This is a genomic window from Tatumella sp. JGM94 (assembly GCF_018257595.1).
In the GTDB taxonomy this organism is placed as follows: Bacteria; Pseudomonadota; Gammaproteobacteria; order Enterobacterales; family Enterobacteriaceae; genus Tatumella; species Tatumella punctata.
On sequence record NZ_JAERJN010000001.1, the window covers coordinates 42,678 to 61,293 of the forward strand.

The 18,616-nt window shown below is 53.0% G+C and carries 13 protein-coding genes; 4 read left to right on the forward strand and 9 right to left on the reverse strand.

Annotation, left to right across the window (positions count from 1 at the left end; all coding sequences use genetic code 11):
- Window positions 1-56: 56 nt before the first annotated feature.
- Window positions 57-1,700, reverse strand: a complete 1,644-nt coding sequence (gene mqo, locus JK216_RS00200; RefSeq protein ID WP_212710104.1) for a malate dehydrogenase (quinone) — start codon at window positions 1,698-1,700, stop codon at window positions 57-59.
- Between the two features lie 366 nt (window positions 1,701-2,066).
- Here mqo and JK216_RS00205 point away from each other — a divergent pair, with 366 nt between their 5' ends.
- Window positions 2,067-2,984: a bestrophin family ion channel gene (locus JK216_RS00205; RefSeq protein ID WP_212706912.1), complete on the forward strand. Its 918-nt coding sequence runs from the start codon at window positions 2,067-2,069 to the stop codon at window positions 2,982-2,984.
- A 36-nt stretch (window positions 2,985-3,020) separates the two neighbouring features.
- Here JK216_RS00205 and JK216_RS00210 read toward each other — a convergent pair whose 3' ends face one another.
- Window positions 3,021-4,235, reverse strand: a complete 1,215-nt coding sequence (locus tag JK216_RS00210) for an MFS transporter (RefSeq protein WP_212711324.1) — start codon at window positions 4,233-4,235, stop codon at window positions 3,021-3,023.
- A 579-nt stretch (window positions 4,236-4,814) separates the two neighbouring features.
- Here JK216_RS00210 and JK216_RS00215 point away from each other — a divergent pair.
- A complete protein-coding gene (locus tag JK216_RS00215; protein ID WP_212706914.1) occupies window positions 4,815-6,170 on the forward strand; it encodes a carbohydrate porin in 1,356 nt (451 codons plus the stop codon).
- Between the two features lie 51 nt (window positions 6,171-6,221).
- Here the strand turns inward: JK216_RS00215 and fhuB are convergent, their stop codons facing one another.
- The 4 genes from fhuB to fhuF all read right to left on the reverse strand — a co-directional run bounded on the left by fhuB (window position 6,222) and on the right by fhuF (window position 10,571).
- A complete protein-coding gene (fhuB, locus tag JK216_RS00220; RefSeq protein WP_212711325.1) occupies window positions 6,222-8,183 on the reverse strand; it encodes a Fe(3+)-hydroxamate ABC transporter permease FhuB in 1,962 nt (653 codons plus the stop codon).
- Window positions 8,176-9,093 (reverse strand): Fe(3+)-hydroxamate ABC transporter substrate-binding protein FhuD, encoded by a 918-nt coding sequence (gene fhuD / locus JK216_RS00225; RefSeq protein WP_212711326.1) that lies wholly within the window; start codon window positions 9,091-9,093, stop codon window positions 8,176-8,178. The genes fhuB and fhuD overlap by 8 nt, the downstream gene beginning before the upstream one ends.
- Complete coding sequence (locus JK216_RS00230) at window positions 9,083-9,820, reverse strand: ATP-binding cassette domain-containing protein (RefSeq protein ID WP_349290152.1); 738 nt, start codon at window positions 9,818-9,820, stop codon at window positions 9,083-9,085. The genes fhuD and JK216_RS00230 overlap by 11 nt, the downstream gene beginning before the upstream one ends.
- Window positions 9,821-9,899: 79 nt before the next feature.
- Window positions 9,900-10,571, reverse strand: coding sequence for a siderophore-iron reductase FhuF (gene fhuF / locus JK216_RS00235; RefSeq protein WP_212711327.1), 672 nt, complete (start codon window positions 10,569-10,571; stop codon window positions 9,900-9,902).
- A 157-nt stretch (window positions 10,572-10,728) separates the two neighbouring features.
- Here fhuF and JK216_RS00240 point away from each other — a divergent pair, with 157 nt between their 5' ends.
- Window positions 10,729-12,930: a TonB-dependent siderophore receptor gene (locus tag JK216_RS00240; protein WP_249212938.1), complete on the forward strand. Its 2,202-nt coding sequence runs from the start codon at window positions 10,729-10,731 to the stop codon at window positions 12,928-12,930.
- A gap of 64 nt (window positions 12,931-12,994) precedes the next feature.
- A complete protein-coding gene (locus JK216_RS00245; RefSeq protein ID WP_212706919.1) occupies window positions 12,995-14,635 on the forward strand; it encodes a multidrug ABC transporter permease/ATP-binding protein in 1,641 nt (546 codons plus the stop codon).
- A gap of 44 nt (window positions 14,636-14,679) precedes the next feature.
- On the opposite strand, the gene JK216_RS00250 is transcribed toward JK216_RS00245, so the two are convergent.
- The 3 genes from JK216_RS00250 to JK216_RS00260 are packed head-to-tail and all read right to left on the reverse strand — an operon-like array spanning window position 14,680 to window position 18,205.
- The gene (locus tag JK216_RS00250; protein WP_212710109.1) at window positions 14,680-16,035 is read right to left on the reverse strand and encodes a c-type cytochrome; all 1,356 of its coding nucleotides are present in this window, start codon (window positions 16,033-16,035) and stop codon (window positions 14,680-14,682) included.
- An 11-nt stretch (window positions 16,036-16,046) separates the two neighbouring features.
- Window positions 16,047-17,651, reverse strand: coding sequence for a GMC family oxidoreductase (locus JK216_RS00255; RefSeq protein ID WP_212706921.1), 1,605 nt, complete (start codon window positions 17,649-17,651; stop codon window positions 16,047-16,049).
- A 50-nt stretch (window positions 17,652-17,701) separates the two neighbouring features.
- Entirely contained in the window at window positions 17,702-18,205 is a 504-nt protein-coding gene (locus JK216_RS00260; protein WP_212706922.1) for a sugar dehydrogenase complex small subunit, read from the reverse strand.
- Between the last annotated feature and the right edge of the window lie 411 nt (window positions 18,206-18,616).

The following is an 18,616-nucleotide window of genomic DNA, read 5'->3' on the forward strand; positions in this document are numbered from 1 at the left end:
GCGGGATAAAAAAATCCGCCGGCTCAGAGAGGGGCGGATTTTTCAGTAGTAGCCGATTACAGGGCCATATCCTGCTGCGGAGTTGCCTGCCGGGCAGGGGTATTCTCTGCCGGGCTTGCTACTGACGGGGCCGCGATGCGCGGTGGTTTGGTCAGTTGCAGGCTGGCGGCGGTATCATCCCAGACCTGCTGGGTAAGGGCGACATTGCCGTTAATTTTCTGACCGTAGGTCGGGACGATACTACGGATTTTCTGTTGCCATTCAGGTGTCTGTACCTTATCCGCGAATAGTTTTTCGATCACATTCAGCGTAATAGGGGCGGCAGTGGAAGCACCCGGCGAAGCACCCAGTAAGGCTGCGATGGTTTTTTGCTGGTCGGTAACAATTTCGGTACCCAGTTTCAGCACACCGCCTTTCTGTGGATCTTTCTTCACGATCTGTACCCGTTGTCCGGCCTGCCACAGACGCCAGTCAGACTTTTTAGCATCAGGGTAGTATTCCTGCAGGGCAGCAAAACGATCGTCATCTGACAGCATAACCTGACCAATCAGGTATTTCACCAGGTCGAAGTTATCAATCCCCACATGGGCCATAGGTAAGATATTGCTGGTTGTGGTGGCGCTTAGCAGATCAAACAACGAACCATTTTTCAGGTATTTGGTCGAGAAGGTGGCAAACGGACCAAACAACACCACTTTTTTACCGTCGAGATTACGGATATCAATATGGGGAACCGACATCGGCGGTGCACCGACAGAGGCCTGACCATACACCTTCACTGAATGACGTTCAGTCACTTCCGGATTTTCTGTGACCAGGAATGAACCACCGACCGGGAACCCGCCGTAGTTATCTGCTTCCGGAATACCGCTTTCCTGCAGTAATTTCAGGGCTGCGCCGCCGGCACCGATAAACACATATCTGGCATCAATCTCATGTTCGGTATTGTCTTTCAGGTTTTTTACCGTCACATGCCAGCTGTTATCCGGATTGCGTTTAAACGCGGTCACTTCTGTGGATAGCTCAAGGCTGAAGTCAGGTTTAGATTGCAGACTGCTTACCAGCTGACGGGTAATTTCGCCATAGTTGACATCAGTCCCCAGCGGAGTCCAGGTGGCTGCAACTTTTTGTGCCGGATCACGGCCTTCAATCACCAGCGGTGCCCATTGCTTGATTTGGTTCTGGTCGACAGAAAACTGCATTCCCTGGAACAGGGTTGTGTTTTGCAGTGCCTGATAGCGTTTAGTCAGGTAATCAACATTGCTATTACCCCAGACAAAACTCATATGTGGTGCGCTGTTAATAAAGGAATGAGGATCTTTCAGTACGCCCTGTTTAACCAGGGATGACCAGTACTGACGGGAAATCATAAAGGACTCGTTAATCTCAATCGCTTTACTGATATCAATCGAACCATCAGCACGCTGCGGAGTATAGTTAAGCTCCATATTGGCAGAGTGTCCGGTTCCGGCATTATTCCAGCCATTGGACGACTCTTCAGCCACGCCGTCCAGCCTTTCAACCATAATCTGTTTCCAGTCCGGCTGGAGTTCATTCAGCCAGGTGCCCAGAGAAGCACTCATAATACCGCCGCCGATCAGCAACACATCGGTTTTTTCGCTGGCAGCAGACGCTGACTGGCTGAAGGTCGCTAAGGCGAGAAGGGAGAGGCTGAAAGCCATTTTCTTTGAATAAGTCATAGTACGCCTGGTCATTGAGAAAAACTGCGGGGGAGTGTAACTCCGGATGTGTCCAATTGTGAATATATTTATGTATTAACATTGATAAAAATAAGTTAATAAATAGGATTTAGTTATTTAACTAACTGATTCTAAATAAATAATTTAAAATTATAAATTTTCACCAATTGAACAAAATAGAATCAGATCTGTTTTTTTTTACCTGATTTGTAACAATTATATCAGTAAAGTTTATGTGCTTATAACAGGAAGGACCCGGAAAAGGGCCTGCGGCCAGTGACGGATCGCGGAGATAATGCATTGTTCGGTGTTACATCAGAATTATTGTATAATTTGCCCCATTGATTCTTCCGGCGTTAATATAAAATGATTATCCGTAAACCACAGCACTGGTTCCTGCGCCTGTTTGACTGGCATGGTTCAGTACTGTCTGATATTGCCTTCCGCATGGGACTGAATGTTGCGATATCAATAGTCGCTATTCTGGTCCTCCCCTGGTACCAGAGCCTGAATGTTAAGTTGTCTACCGCCCCTTTTAGTCTGCTGGGAATAGCCATCGCTATCTTCCTTGGCTTTCGTAATAATGCCAGTTACGGACGTTTCCTTGAGGCGCGGTTGCTGTGGGGGACATTACTGATTAACTGCCGTATTCTGTTGCGCCAGTTACATTGCGTATTACCGGAAAATTCACCGCAATTGATCACGTTTTCTCAATTACTGACCGGCTATGCATATGCGCTAAAACATCAGCTAAGATCAACCGATGCAACCGAAGATCTGCGGCGTATTTTACCCGCAGCACTACAATCGCAGGTGCTGGCCAGCCCTTTCCGCGCTAACCGTATTTTATTAGTCAGCGGTCAGTTCCTCGGGGATCTGCGGCGACAGGGAAAAATATCCGATATTATTTTTTGCGAAATGGACCAGGCATTACGCAAACTGGAAACGTTACTCGGCGGCTGTGAAAGGCTGGATAATACCCCGATCCCGTTTGCCTATAGTCTGATACTGCACCGCACAGTCTATCTGTTCTGTACTTTATTACCTTTTTCACTGGTCACCGAACTGCATTATATGACAGTACTGGTGTCAGCCTTTATTTCCTACACCTTTCTGTCTCTGGATTCACTGGCAGAAGAGCTGGAACAGCCTTTTGGTACCGGATCCAACCATTTACCCCTCGATGCTATTTGTCTGACCATTGAACGGCATATGCTGGAAATGAACGATCAGTCGCCGTTGCCGGCGCCTTTATTACCAGACCACCGTTTTCAGCTGACATAATCGCCATGGCAGCCAGTGCGGCTGCTATGTCACCACTCAGTCACGGGTCACCAGGCTGGCGGCCCGCTGTGCGGTTCTGAAGGTCAGGGTCAGGTAAATCAGGTTAATCAGAATCACAATCGCTGAGGCCAGAAATACCCAGCGCATGCCCAGTACGGCAGAAGTGACAGAACCCAGCAACGGGCCGGTGACATTGCCCAGGTTCATAAATGACTGGTTATAACCGAACACCCGTCCTGAGACTTCCGCCGATGAATAGGTGAGTAACATGGTCTGGATGGCAGGAAACATGGCACCGTCGGCAAACCCCAGCAGGAAACGTAATACGGAAAACTGGGGGACGCTGCTGACCAGCGACATTAAGGTCAGTAATATAATAAACATGACAAACGCCACCGAAATAATCCGCTTTGGTCCGATATTATCACTCATCCGTCCCCAGACCGGGGCGGAAATTAAGGCTGACATTCCCGGCAGTGCGGCAATAAAACCACTCATAAAAGCAATATTATGACTGTCCGGAGCAAGGTGCTGCACATATAAAAACAGGATCGGATTAACGGAACCGTTACATAATTGCACTACCAGAGTACAGAATAACAGACACAGAATAATACTGGGCGAAGGTACCGTTTTCCAGACAGATACCGGCTTAGTACGGATCTTATTTTCAGATTTCTGACGCGGCTGTTCTTTGATAAAAAACAGGGTCACCAGGGTAGTCAGTACCAGTAACAAAGTGGTGACATGGAATACCGGGCGCAGTCCGACATGATCGGCAAGATATCCGCCGAGTAACGGGCCACCGAGAAAACCGCTGATTTGCGCGGTAGACAAAATACTTAATGCCCAGCCGCTTTTTCCTTTCGGTACCTGAGAGGCAATTAACGCCATTGCATTGGGGATATACCCGGAAGCCAGCCCCATCAGGCCACGTAACAGAAATAACTGCCAGACACTGGTCACCATCCCCTGGAAAAAAATCGCAATCGCCATCCCGACAGCAGCACGGATCAGCATCAGTTTACGTCCTTTACTGTCGGCCATCCGCCCCCATAACGGAGAAACAATGGCCGAGATAAGGAAAGTAATACTGAAGGTCAGCCCTGACCACAGGGTCAGACTGGCTGTGTCATAATTCCCGAGCTGTGAGATATAGAGCGGTAAAAAGGGCAGAATCTGGCTGGTGCCTAAACCTGTAATAAAGCATCCCAGCCACAGAGATAACAGGTTCTTTTTCCAGGAAATCATAAGCAATAACGGAGTCTGGTGAGGTCAGGGAGGAAAAAGTATACGCCAGACAGTCTCTGATTGGCAGGGGAAAGTACATTTAACCCGTTGAAACGCAGGGAACAGCGGTAAAACAAGCACTTTTTTACCCGTGAGTATGCTGTCCGCTGGCCGGCTCCGCGCCAGCCGGGACGATGCTTCCCGGGCAGGGCCACTGAACAATCAGTTATCAGTAATAGGTCCTTGCGGAGATACTTTTGGAATAATCCGCATTAGCCAACACTGGATCTGGATAATTCTGATATAGACTCGCCTCCTGTATGACTCTTATCACAATAATTAATGATACTTTGAAAAGAATGTTTTATCAGCGTTACTGAATGATAAAGTAATATTGCATAACAGACCGGACTGTCCGAAAAATAATTTTTTCAGTATGAATTCTCTTTACCGCCAGGGGTTATCTCTGTGACGGGCGGATTAATATTTTCTGAAAAAATGAAACGGCCTGATGAATAATACTGCTCCTGTCCTCAGGCGGTATTTATATTCTGTTATTGCGAATAACTAACGGATTAATTTACTTTTCAGGATGAGCGTATGAATATAACCGGCCAGCAGTGGCGTAATCGTAAAAAATCAATAGTATTTCTGTGTGCTGTATTTTCCTGCCCGGCCTATGCCACGCAATGGGAAGCAAGTGTATTAGGTTTTGAACCCTCAGAACCCGGAGTATTTGGCGATATGCTGGGCCTGAGATCAGATCTCGCCAGGTCAGGGTTTAATTTTAATCTGGCCTATCTCAGCCAGTCGGCAGTAAATACCGGCGGAGGTTATAACCGTGATCGCAAACTGGCTTATATCGACCAGTTTGCCCTGACTTTTTCGCAAAGTCTGCAGCAGATCACCGGTATCCCTGATGCGACTATCGAAGGTAATATCGTTAACCGTAATCATAATAATAATCTGACGGCGGAACGGTTACAGAATCCGGCACTGCCGTTTAATGATCTTGCTCAGGAAAGCTGGGGCGGGCAATCCATTACACGGCTTGGCTGGCTGACTTTCAGCCGCAGTTTTTTTGAGCGGCGTCTTTTCTGGCGTATCGGTATGATGAATAAGGTACAGACCTTCGATCAGTCAATTCCCTGTGATTTTCAGATGCTGACACAATGTGGAGGAAAATCAGCCAATGCTCTGTTGTGGAACAACTGGAACGTGCATAGCTGGGGAACCACACTGGAATATAAGCTGACGCCGGAAGTGACTCTGAAAGGCGGTATCATGGAACAGAATCCGCGGGCCGCGGATCGAAATCGCGGCTGGAGTCTGTCCGCCAGAGGCAGTCGCGGAGTCCTGCTGCCGCTGGAAGTCGAGCTGAAAACCACCGTTAAAGGTCTGCCGGGTTTATACAATGCCGGTGTATTGCTGACCAATGCCAGCCAGCCTCACTTATCACGCGGAAAATCGCAGCAGGATGGCAGCCGTGATCCGCTGGGGTATCGTAGTTATGGCAATACCGCATTTATCTGGGCCTCTGCGAATCAGCAGGTCACGTCGCATAAAGACAATAAACAACGCGGGATGAGTCTGTCCTGGAGTGGCAGCCTGGCCGATCACCGGACTAACCCGATTCAGCTGACCAGTGCCATATCCATGCGTTACCGTGGTCTGTTTGACAGCCGGCCGCGGGACTGGCTGGGGCTGGGGGTAAGCTATATCAGGATGAGTCACTATGGAAACGAAAAGTACGCGTTCGCCAGAGTGGCGTCTCTGCCGACGGTAGCGGGGTATCCGAACATCAGCAGTTCGGTGAATGCAGAGCTGTATTACCGTTTTACCATCACCCCGTGGCTGCAAGTTCAGCCGGATATTCAGTACTGGCATAACCCGGCGGGTGACAGAAATACCGCCGATGGCTGGGTTGCCGGGCTGAAAACGGTAGTGGTTTTCTGAGGATAACGGCCCGTTGGCGGGTGAACGGGCCGTCAGTGACAGACAGCAATCTCAGCCGTTATTCTGTCGGCATAACAGCCAGACAAATACCGGTGTTCCCAGCAGTACCGCCATAATCCCCGCCGGAATCTGGAAAGGCCAGATAACCAGCCGCCCCAGAGTATCAGCCACTATCATCAGTACCGCGCCGGTGATGGCTGCGGCCGGTAAGGCAACCGCAGCCTGACGGATCCCCAGCTGGCGGATCGCCTGAGGTGCCAGCAGTCCGATAAAGCTCATTGGCCCCAGTAACAGGGTGGCACAGGCACTGAGGATGGCGCAAAATACCAGCAGTACGCCGGTGACCGGCCGCAAGGCGAGTCCCAGGGATGCGGCCACGGGTCCGCCAAGGGGTAACAGGGTCAGCCAGCGAAAAAACAGCAACGACAGGGGCAGGGCAACAGTAATGATGATCAGGCCACTGAACGCTGTCTGTGGGGTAGCTCCCCAGGCAGAGCCTGATAACCAGCTGATAATCTGACTGGCATCGGGTGTGCCGCTGGCCAGCAGCAAACTGATCACGGCAGCGGCAAGGGCACTCAGGGCCGTTCCGGCCAGCAGAATACGCGATGACGATGCCGCTCCGGCAAAAGCGAAGCAAATAATAATCCCCAGGCTGAGCAATGCTCCCGCCAGTGCAGCAGGGAAAACAGTGATCCCCGCCGCGCCGGGGAAGATTAACAGCATAACGACCACCCCGCATGCAGCGCCGCTGTTAACCCCGAGCACTTCGGGGCTGGCCAGCGGGTTGGCGGTCAGGCGTTGTAATATGACCCCGCCGATAGCCAGTAGCGCGCCGCAACTGCCGGCGACCATGGCCCGTGGCCAGCGGAACCCTAAAGGATCAGAACCGGTCAGTTGCAGACCCTGTCCGGTGCGGGTAATACTCACCGCCAGCAATGCAGCCAGTATCAGCAGTATTACCAGCAGGGCCCATTTTCGGCGGTTGATTTGCCGTGCCCGGCGGGGCTGCGGATGTAAGTCCGGGAGGGTAACAAACCGGGCACGGGCAATAATCCACAGCATCAGCGGGATCCCGCCGATGGCGGTAATATTACCGGCGGTGATTTGATAGCCGCCATACGCCATCAATACGGCAACCTGATCACAGGCCAGTAATATCAGTGCGCCGAACAGCATCACCAGCAGCAGATGGCTGATAAAACGCTTATGGGGCAGTAACCGGCAGATCTGCGGGGCAAACAGGCCGATAAAACCAATAATACCTGCCTGGCTGACAGTCCAGCCGGCGGCGAAGATCACCAGCAATAATCCCCCCAGCCGGATACGCTGGCTGCGGCCACCGAGGCTGCTGATCATCGTATCGGATAAACGCAGCAGGTTTAACGGTCGGGAAAAAAGCACAGTCAGCAGGACAATAATCAGCACCACCGGCGTCAGATTTTTCACCACTGACCAGTCATTCTGGGTCAGATTTCCACTGCTCCAGATAAACACATTCTGCAACTGCTGGTGGCGGAACAGCATAATCCCGTTCTGCAAGGCGGTGCAAAACAGCCCGATAATCAGTCCGGTCAGCAGCAGGGTGAGGGGAGACAGACGGCGCTGATTACTGAGAATAAAAATAATCACCCCGCAGACCAATGCACCGGCCAGGGATAACCCCTGACTGATCAGCACACTGCTGCCCAGCAGGGTGGCCAGCGTCATGCCCAGTTGAGCCCCGGAGGCAATACCGAGGGTCGAAGGTTCGGCCAGCGGGTTTTTCAGTAATAACTGACACAGCCAGCCCGCCAGCCCGAGTATTGCACCGGTCAGTAATGCCACGGCGATCCGTGGCAGATAGCTGTAGTGCAACAGCAGCATATTCTGTTGCTGAAGATCAGCGACAGCCTGTGGCGTCAGTCCCCGGGGATGATGCGGAAAATAATAATGCAGGCTGTTCACGGTCAGTAACAGCATAATCACGACCGACAACAGCAGAATAATTGATATCACGGCGGATTTACGCACGGTATTCCTCCGCAGTCTGCACCAGTTTTCCGGCAAAACGTAATGCTGAATAAAGACTGCCATACAGCCAGATCGGTTCAATAAGCCGGCGACGGTGTTGCAGATTAAAAGGTATCTGCTGCCAGACCGGTGAGCCGGACAATGCGTTAGTCAGCCCCTGATCACCGTGTGAAAACTGCAACACAATATCTGCCTGACAGGTCAGCAGTTGCTCGATACCGACGATCACACTTCCCCAGATACTGGACGATCCCTGCCAGGCGGATTGCAGACCGGTGGCGGTGACGACTTCGCCGAAAAGGCTGTCGCGGGTCAGTACCAGGGCCTGACGGGGTGACATCAGGGTAAACATCAGCACTTTTTTACCTGCCAGTGGTTGCAGTTGCTGCCGGTAAACCGCCATTTGCTGGTCGAAACTGTGCAGGTATTGCTGTGCCACGGGCTGACGTTCAAGACGATCTGCCAGCTGCAGTATATTCTGCCGCGCCACACTGAGCAGTGTGCTGCCGGCAACGGCAAACGGATACTGCCATACGGGGGCGATTTGCTGTAGCCGGGAGACGGATAACGGCGAATGTTGCGGCAGGAGCAGTAACCGGGGAGCCAGGCTGTACAGCAGTTCCAGATTAGGTTCGGTGCGCAGCCCCAGTTCGGTGACCTGAGGCGGGACAGGCGGTGCCGATACCCAGTTGTTATAGCCACTGATATCACTGACTGCCATTGGTGTCAGCCCCAGAACATACAGCATTTCGACGGCCGACCACTCCAGTGCGGCAACCGGCGATAATGGCGGGGCAGCCACCGCGCGGCACACTGACGGCAGGCCGGCGGCGGCCAGCAGTAAGGCTGACCGGCGTAATAACTGACGCCGGCTGAACAGTGCCGGTTGTCCGCCGGAACTATCTGACATAGCTGATATACTCCCCGTTCTCCGGCTGGCGGATGACGCCCATCGGCACACCGTAAATCTGTTCCAGCTGTGACGGGGTCATCAGCTGACTGACATTACCGTGAAAAATTTTCTCTCCCTGTTTCAGGGCAATAAATTCATCACAGAACCGTGCGGCCATATTAATGTCGTGCAACACCATAATAACGGTTAACTTGCGTTGCCGTGACAAGGTGTGGATCACTGACAGCACCTCTTTCTGATGGGCAATATCCAGCGCGGAGGTCGGTTCATCCAGTAATAAACAGTGGCTGCCCTGAACCACGCACATGGCAATCCACGCTCGCTGCCGTTCACCCCCGGACAGACTCTCCACCAGCTGGTCACTGGCACGGGTGAGATCGACACTGGCAATCGCACGGGCAATGGCGTCATGATCCTCATGGCGCATTTTTCCCAGCGCGCCATGCCAGGCATAACGCCCGAGCCCGACCAGCTCTTTTACGGTCATTCCTTCCGCCACCGGCAGACTCTGGGGCAGATAGGCCACCTGACGGGCAAACTCCCTGGCCCCCCAGTCAGATAAGGGTTTGCCATGCCAGCGGATCTCTCCGGCGGAAGGCGTACTCTGCCGGCTGAGCAGTTTAATCAGGGTAGATTTTCCGGAGCCATTATGGCCAATCAATCCCGTGACCCGCTGTGGTGAAAACTGCAGGTTCAGGGGGCGGAGTAATTGCCGCTGTTCAATACTGACTTGTGCCTGAAAAAGGCCGAATGTTGCCGCACTGGCAAGGGTATCCTGACTGTTCACATTTTTTCTCATCGGATTAACTGTTTTCGCTTTTCAGCAGCGGACAGGACGGGCACTTCTGATGCCCGTCGAGCCGGAAAATCAGACAACAGTGGCGGCGTTGCTGGCGCGGAGAGCCGTCCGGCCCGCTCAGGGTGCGTAACGGCGCATATAAGCGGTTGACCTGGCCGTCTGGCAGGCGGGGCATGGCGAATAACGCCTCCAGCAACTGTACATCCGCCTGTTTTTCGGCAGCCCGCTGCATTCCCTGCCATAGTCTGACCGCCGCATTACTCCAGAATACGGTCAGATTATGTCCGGCAAAGGTGGCCAGTGTCTGACATACGGGATCAATAAACTGGCTGATCAGCTGTTCCAGCTGCTGTTGCTGCCTGTCGAGGGGTAACTGCGGCCCCGGGGCACCGGCATTCAGCCAGGTCTCCGGGTATCCGTGGTGGTTAAGTTGTAGCTGTCCGTTGAATTCCCATAACGGGCTGGCCCGCTGCTCGCAACACAGCCTCACGGCCCAGTTGATCAGCGTATCGGCAAACAGCCAGTGCGACCACAGGGACAGCCATGCGGCTTTTTCCGACGGGGAATACTGTTGCCAGACGGAGGGCAGCCATGCACCAAAGGCGTCCGGCTGACAAAGGATCCTGGCAGGAACGCCGCTAAACGGCAGTTCAGCCGTAGTATCGGTGACTGACATGGCAAAATTTCCACTGCTGACAATAAAATTCCTGGAATAATAATGCAAATGATAAAGAGTTACATTATTATCCTGCGTTTTGTAGCATTTTTCCGGTAACAGTCAGCGGCAGACATCCGCGAGCTGTACCGGTTTACCAGACAAACCAGGCAGAAAAATGAAAATGAGTGGCAGTAGTTTCACACCCGGTCTGCTCCGCCAGGCCATCCTGATGGCACTTCTTCCGGTCAGTAGTTATGCCCTTGGGGCAGGCCATCCCCCGGGGGATGAAGCCGGAACCGGCAATAATACCTTGCTGGTTACCGCCAGACCGGGGGCAGACACCAATAATGGTCAGGATCCACTGCCGGCATTTCTGGACGGTGGTATTGCCAATGGCGCACGGCTGGGGGTACTGGGGGAACAGAAAGCCCTTGATGTTCCCTTTAATGTGATCAGCTACACCTCAACACTGATAGACAGTCAGCAGGCCCGTACTTTGCAGGATGTGGTAAAAAATGATGCATCGGTGCAGAACGTACGTGGTTATGGCAATTTCTCTCAGGGATTCCGTATCCGCGGGTTTGACCTGCTGGGTGATGATATTGCCCTTAATGGCCTGTACGGGATCCTGCCACGGCAAATTCTTCCTCTGGAAGACGTTGAGCGGGTAGAAATTATTAAAGGTTCCACTGCCTTTATGAATGGTGTCCCTGCCGCAGGGAGCGGTGCCGGGGGCAATATTAATATCGAATCTAAACACGCCACCAGTACGCCGGTCCGGCGTATCAGCGTCGATTATACCTCCCGCCAGCAACCCGGGGTCAGTGCCGATATTGGTCAGCGTTTCGGTGACCGGGACCAGTTTGGTATCCGTGCTAACCTGGTACAGCGCGAAGGTGAAACACAGATTCACCGTGAGAAAGATCGTACCACTGCCGCTTTTCTCGGCCTTGATTACCATGGCGATAAACTGGAGAGTTCACTGGATCTGGGGTACGTAAAATCGACGATCCATAATGGCCGGGCAGGTATCCGGCTGGCGAAGGGGATGACCGAAGTCCCTGATGCGCCGGATCCGCGCACTAACTACGGGCAGTCATGGAGTTACGCAAATTTAACCACCCGTTATGCCTTACTGAAAAATGACTACCACCTGACACCGGACTGGGTATTCTACAGTGCTATCGGGGCTAACCATACCAATGAATGGTCGGCCAGCGGGTCGCCGGTAGTATCAGACCTGAACGGGGATTCCACGATGAGCCGTCTGGATACTCATTACTCTGCCGATACAGTGGCCGGTATGGCCGGGGTCCGCGGGAAATTCCGCACCGGTGATGTCAGCCATCAGGTTAACCTCGGTTATTCCGGTATCTATAATCGGGCAGGCAGCGCCTATCTGATGTCGGGAACTTTCACCGGACCGAATATCTATAACCCTTCGCCGGTAACTGCCGGGCCGATGATTTATTCCGGCGGTAATATGTCGGCACCTTCCGTACGCAGCCGTACCGTCAATAACGGTATTTCCCTGTCAGATACGCTCGGGATACTCGACGACCGCCTGTTATTCACGGCCGGTGCCCGCTACCAGAAACTGCGGGTACGTAACTACCAATACAGTGGTGCGGAAGATACGGCCAGTGCATTTGATGCTCATCGCTGGTCACCGGCCTATGGTGTGGTATGGAAAGCACAGGACTGGCTGTCTCTGTACGCAAACCATACGGAAGGTCTGCAGGCGGCAGCCGTTGCCCCGTCAAATGCGGTGAATGCAGGGCAGGTGCCGGGTATCGGACGTACGCGACAGAACGAAGTCGGGGTTAAAGTACAGCGCGGCACCTTTGGCGGAAACCTGGCCCTGTTTGATATGCGTAAGATGGCGGGCCGTCTGGACAGTGACCAGGTATATCGTCTGACCGGTGAACAGCGTAATCAGGGCATTGAAGTCAATATCTTCGGTGAGCCGATCCTTGGCTGGCGGGTGAATGCCGGCAGCAGCTGGCTGAAACCGGTAATGCACAATACCAGCGACGGATCCAATGGTAAGGATGCTGTAGGCGTACCGCGTAATCAATGGACACTGGGTTCTGAATGGGATATTCCGGGCGTACAGGGCGTCACCTTATCGGGCACCCTGGTGCATACCAGCCGCCAGTATTACGATGTGGCCAATACTATGCCGATACCGGCCTGGACCCGTCTGGACCTCGGGGTACAGTATGTGACCTCACTGCAGGAGACCCGTGTAACCTGGCGCGCCGGGCTGGAAAACGTCACCAACAGAAAATACTGGCAAACCGTCGGTCAGAGTAATGGTTATCTGACCCAGGGGGATCCGCGAACCCTTAAATTATCAATGAGTGTCGATTTCTGATCACTCCCGTTGTTCCTCAGCCCCTGTCCGCCGGCCAGTCCGGCGGCCATTTTTACAGTGAACTATGTCGCTACTACGATCGATTCTGAAACAGCATTTGCTGGCTATCGGCGGAATTATTCTGCTTAACCTGACCAGTGCCTGTCTGGGTATTTTTACCATTGCTTATATTAATCAGACCCTGGCCGATGAAAGCTCGTTATATACCGGGCTGAGCAAGCTGACCGGGCTGCTGATCCTGCTGTTACTGATTACGCTGGCAGCACAGTGGGGACTGACGGCGCTGGGGCATCATTTTATCTGGCAGAAACGCAGCCGGATCATCCGGCAAATGATGGCCACACCACTGGATAAGTTAGAGCAACAGGGGGACGGTGAGTTACTGTCTCTGCTGGGGCCGGATATTCGTAATATCACCCTGGCTTTTGTCCGTCTGCCTGAATTAATTCAGGGAGTCGTGCTGGGCGGGGTGGCGATCGGCTATCTCGGCTATTTATCCCTGCCTGTATCAGGGATAGTGATTATCTGGATGGGGCTGACTTTTTATACCGGTTACCGGATGGTGGCTAAGGTCTATCATCATATCCGCCATGTCCGTGACTATGAGAGCCAGTTGCAGGAGGTCTTCCAGGTGGTTATCCACGGTAAAAAAGAACTGAGCCTGAATCCGGCCAGGGCCCGGCACTTTTATGACCATGATTATCAGCAGGCGGCCCTCGGCTACCGGCAGCATATTATCCGCGCCGACAGTTTTCATATTTCGGCAATTAACTGGTCAAATATCATGATGCTCGGGCTAATCGGGCTGATTTTCCTGGCGTCCCGGTCGCTGGGATGGATCTCCGCCACCACAGCCACATCTTTCTCCCTGACCGTCTTGTTTTTACGCTCTCCGTTGCTACAGGCGATTGGTGCCTGGCCGACGTTGCTGAGCGGGGAACTGGCCTGGCAAAAAATCAACCAGATATTCCCCGACCGGGCGACGACTGAGCCGCCGCCTGCTACGGCGATCCCTGCCGACTGGCAGATCCTGCGCTGGGAAAATCTCAGCTGGTATTACCCGCAGAGCGGGTTCCGGGTGGGTCCGGTGAATGCCACTCTCAGACGCGGGGAAATTGTATTTATTATCGGTGCCAATGGCTCCGGGAAATCGACTCTTAGTCAGATGCTGGCCGGTTTGTATAAAGATCCTCAGGCGAAAGTCTGGCTGGATAATCAGCCGCTGGACAATACAGGGTTAAAATCTCTGTTTTCGGTGGTATTTACCCGGCCTTATTTGTTTAAAACCCTGTTTGTTGAACCACAGCCGGAGGATCAGGCCCTGACAGAACAGTGGCTGGAAAAAATGCAGCTGGGGGAGAAAATTTATGTCAAGGATCACCAGCTGAGTACGCTGGAACTGTCTCAGGGGCAAAAAAAACGAGTGGCATTGTTACTGGCGCTGGCGGAAAAGCGCGATATTTTGTTTCTTGATGAGTGGGCTGCCGAACAGGATCCCCAGTTCCGGCGCTATTTCTATCGTGAATTGTTGCCGTGGTTAGTGTCGCAGGGCAAAACCCTGCTGATTATCAGTCATGATGATGATTACTTTGATGTCGCAGACCGGGTCCTGCAGATGCAGCAGGGACAGCTTATGGAACTGTCCGCAGCACAGCGGCGGCAGGCTGCCAGAGAGGTACTTGCACAGCCGGTTCAGGGCGGATAAATAAACAGGGGCTGCGCGGGCAGCCCCCGGGAAAGTGACCCGTATCAGCGTTTTTTACGACGGGATCGCCGCACAACACCAGCGATAATCAGCCCGGCAACAATCACCACGGCAGCGATCATTCCGCCCCTGGCTATCGACAACAGCGGGGACGGTGCACCTCCTGCCCGCAGTACTGCGACCCGTTGCGGACTGGTCTGTACCTCCCTGTCACCGAAGGTGCTGAAGATATAATTAACCAGTGTCGAGATTTGCTGATCATTCATACTGCTGCTGAATGACGGCATAGCCTGTCCGTGGTCAGGGGTTAATCCGTCGAGAATCGCCATTACCGCATTATCAGCCACCGGACGCTGCAGCGCCGCATTGCCGTACAGCGCCGGCAATCCGCGGCTGCCCTGGCCCGATAACTGATGGCAGGTTGCACAGTGTTCTGAATAAAGCTGAGCCCCCGGTGAGGCACTGTCGTTCATCAGCGCCAGCTCAGAGACTCGCGGCGGGCTGGCAGGTAACCGGCCCGGCGCGGCATTCTCCGGCTGAGGTGTAGTGGCGCGAATATAGGTCACGATGGCATTAATATCGCTGGCTGACAGTCGGCTAAAGCTTTTATTAATCGCTTCCAGCATCGGACCACCCGCCTGTGAACCGGTCGGTGAATGGCCGGCAGACAGATAGCTGGCCAAATCACTGGCAGACCAGTGACCGATACCGGCATGCATATCCGGGGTGATATTCGGGGCAAACCAGGTACCGAGCGAAGCACCGGCCAGCGCCTGACCCTGTTTCTCGGCCATCAGGGCATTGCGCGGGGTATGGCAGGTTGAACAGTGGGCCAGTCCCTGTACCAGGTAAGCCCCGCGGTTCCAGGCCGCAGACTGACTGCTGTCCTCAGTATAAGGCTTGTCCCCCGCAAACAGCAGATTCCACCCGGCCATGGAAAAACGGATATTGAACGGGAACGGCAAGTCGGTGGCCCGGGTTTTTTGATCGACCGGAGCCACAGCCTGCATAAAGTATGCATACAGGGCCTGCATATCCTGATCGGTGATTCTGGCATAAGAGGTATAAGGCATAGCCGGGTACAGGCGGGCACCGTCTTTTCTGATGCCCTGGCGCACTGCTTTTTCGAAATCGGCCAGTGAATAGTCACCGATACCGTCAGTTTTCGACGGGGTGATATTGGTCGATATAATTTTACCGATCGGGGTGGCTATCGCCAGCCCGCCGGCAAAAGGCTTACCGCCATCGGTCGTGTGACAAGCGGCACAGTCCCCGGCGACAGCCAAATATTGCCCTTTTTCAACCAGCCGTTGTCCGGCACTATCTTCCGCAAAGGCGGTGCTGGTCAGCACCAGCCCGCTGAGCGCAGCCGCAATGCTCAGAGAAAGCAATCTTTTCATCGGCGATCCCCTCAGAGTTTGCCAAGAATGGCGTCAGCAGTACGTAAACCGAGCGCACAGGCAGTCAGCGTTGAGTTGGCTGTTGCCACTGTCGGCATCACCCCGGTAGAAACCATGTACAGATTATCGAATTCCCAGGCTTTTCCTGTCGGGTCAGTCACTGAGGTTTTTTCATCGTGGCCCATGGCCAGGGTGCCGGTAATATGCTGGTTATTACTGTAAACTCCGGGCGGTGAATAGCGGACATCCGTGGCACCCAGCAGACTGGCAATTTCTGCGTACACTTTCAGGGAGTGCTGCATACCTCTTTCGATATACCCGTCATAGGAATAAGAGAATGCCGGTACCGGTAAGCCCAGAGCATCTTTTTTACGGGTACTGAGCATGGTGCGGTTATCAGGATCTGGTAATTGTTCGAGCACGTTTTTAATACTCAGTTCATGGGATGCACGGTAGACAATGGCATTATCGAGGTCTGCGCCGGTCAGTCCTTCTTTAATTGCCCCGGCAGTGACTCCGGCAACCCGTGATGAGTTAGAAATATCAATACGGAATGCGGCTGATTCGGAACGGAATGCACCGTCACGTAATTGCTGAATAGATGACGGGCTCATCGGGCCCCGGCCCGGCCAGAGTGGCTCATCCACATAAAAGGTGGCAGAGTTTGAGGGATGATCCATCAGGTTACGCCCCAGCTGATCATAGTTATTACACAGACCCCGGGGGTTTTTATCATCTGCCGACAGCATCAGGATACGCGGTATTTCTATCGCATTTGCGGCCATCACAAAAACGTCCGCGGTCACCCGATGGGATTGTTTATTCCAGTCGTAGTAATGCAGCGCGGTGATTTTGCCGTGACCGTTGTGTTCAAGTTTATAGACCACCGCCTGCGGAATCAGCTCTACTCCGGCTATTTCTGCCGCTGTGGCGGCGATCCCCCCGTGATACTGTGCATCAATCGGGCAAACCGGCATACAGTTGTTGTTACCGCAACACTGGGGACGGCCATCATAAGGAACCGAATTACGGCCGGTGGTATTGGTCAGCACTTCGTAACGGGGGGCCAGACGTGCGGTCACCCGCTGTTCAAGGTAAGACATGGTAACGCCCGGCATCGGGTAAGGGTGCCGGCGTGGTGAATATTTAGCCATAGCGTCCGGGCCGGAGACTCCCCACAGCAGTTCCGCTTCGTAATAGTAGGGTTCCAGGTCCTCGTAACTGATCGGCCAGTCGCGGCCGACGCCGTACAGGGATTTCAGACGGAAATCGTTGGGTAACAAGCGCCAGGCTTGTGCTGCCCAGTGCCAGCTGGTACCGCCGACCACCCTCAGATATTCCGGCTTATAAGCTTTCGGCCCGGTCTGGTCCAGGTAGCCGTTATCTTCCGGTTTATAGTCGGGGAACGGGGCGATTTCTGAATTCGGGTAAGGGGCGATAAAATCGTCTTTACGGGCCGAGTGGCGAAAATTATTGACGATTTGATCACGCTGGATGCGCGGGCCGGCTTCCAGCATCAGGACCTTGCGACCGGCCAGCGCCAGTTTTCGGGCGGTCAGGGAACCGACAACACCGGAGCCGACCACAACGATATCGGCAGAAATAGTTTCAGACATTCTGATCACTTCTCACAGGATAAAATTTAACAGTTCACCGGCAGGGCCGGTTAAAAAGGTCTGGCCGCCCAGCTACCATAAGCGCCATAGGCGTAAGTCGGGGGGTTAAGCACCGCGGCAACCTGCTGGTTTGCCAGGTCATCAACGTACGCCACACAAATGGCTTTATCACCGCTTCCGGCAATCCCCAGGTACCAGCCCGTCAGGATCAGCGCCGGTAAGTCAGCCAGATCGGTCACACGACTGTCGGCGGCCAGCCGCGTTTTCAGGGCCGCTGCAGGGACTGAATTCTGAGTGACCCACTGTTTCAGACGTGACAGACGTTGCGGGAACTGGCTATCAATGTGGCTGAAAGCAGCAAACAGCGCGCGACTGTATTCTGCAGGCAGAGTGTTACGGCCGGTTAACAGCATGGAGATATCACTAAAGTCGCTATTGTCAGGTGTGTCGGCGAAAGCCGGTAGTATCGCTGACGGTAGCAGTGATGTGGCAGCCAGCGCGCCCATTCCCTGCAATATTCGCCTGCGCGATATCTTATTAAACATATCAATCATTCACATTTCCTGATGTTATTTATAGTGTTCAGCAAAGGGTGTAACCACGACATTGTTATTCCAGTGACAAAAAATAGTGATCATCACAATGATAACGCCGGTAAGTATAATCATCTGGTTAACTATTATGTACAGGATATTTAACAGGTGTCGGAGAGTGTCCGGCAGCGTTACCGGACGGGATTATCTTTTTGTGGTAGCGTTTACACTCGATGTTTTATCAGGGTTAATAAAAATAAAAAGTCAAATCAAGATGTTGTATATTTCTGAACCAAAAAACAAAAATGTTTCATTTATGTTAATTTTACTGCATTGGCCTGATAAAGAGTAATGTAACAAAGTAATACTCTTTTTAAGGTTACCGGTAACATTGTCTTGCTGTCAGCCGGTATCTGGCGATGAGCCGGTCAT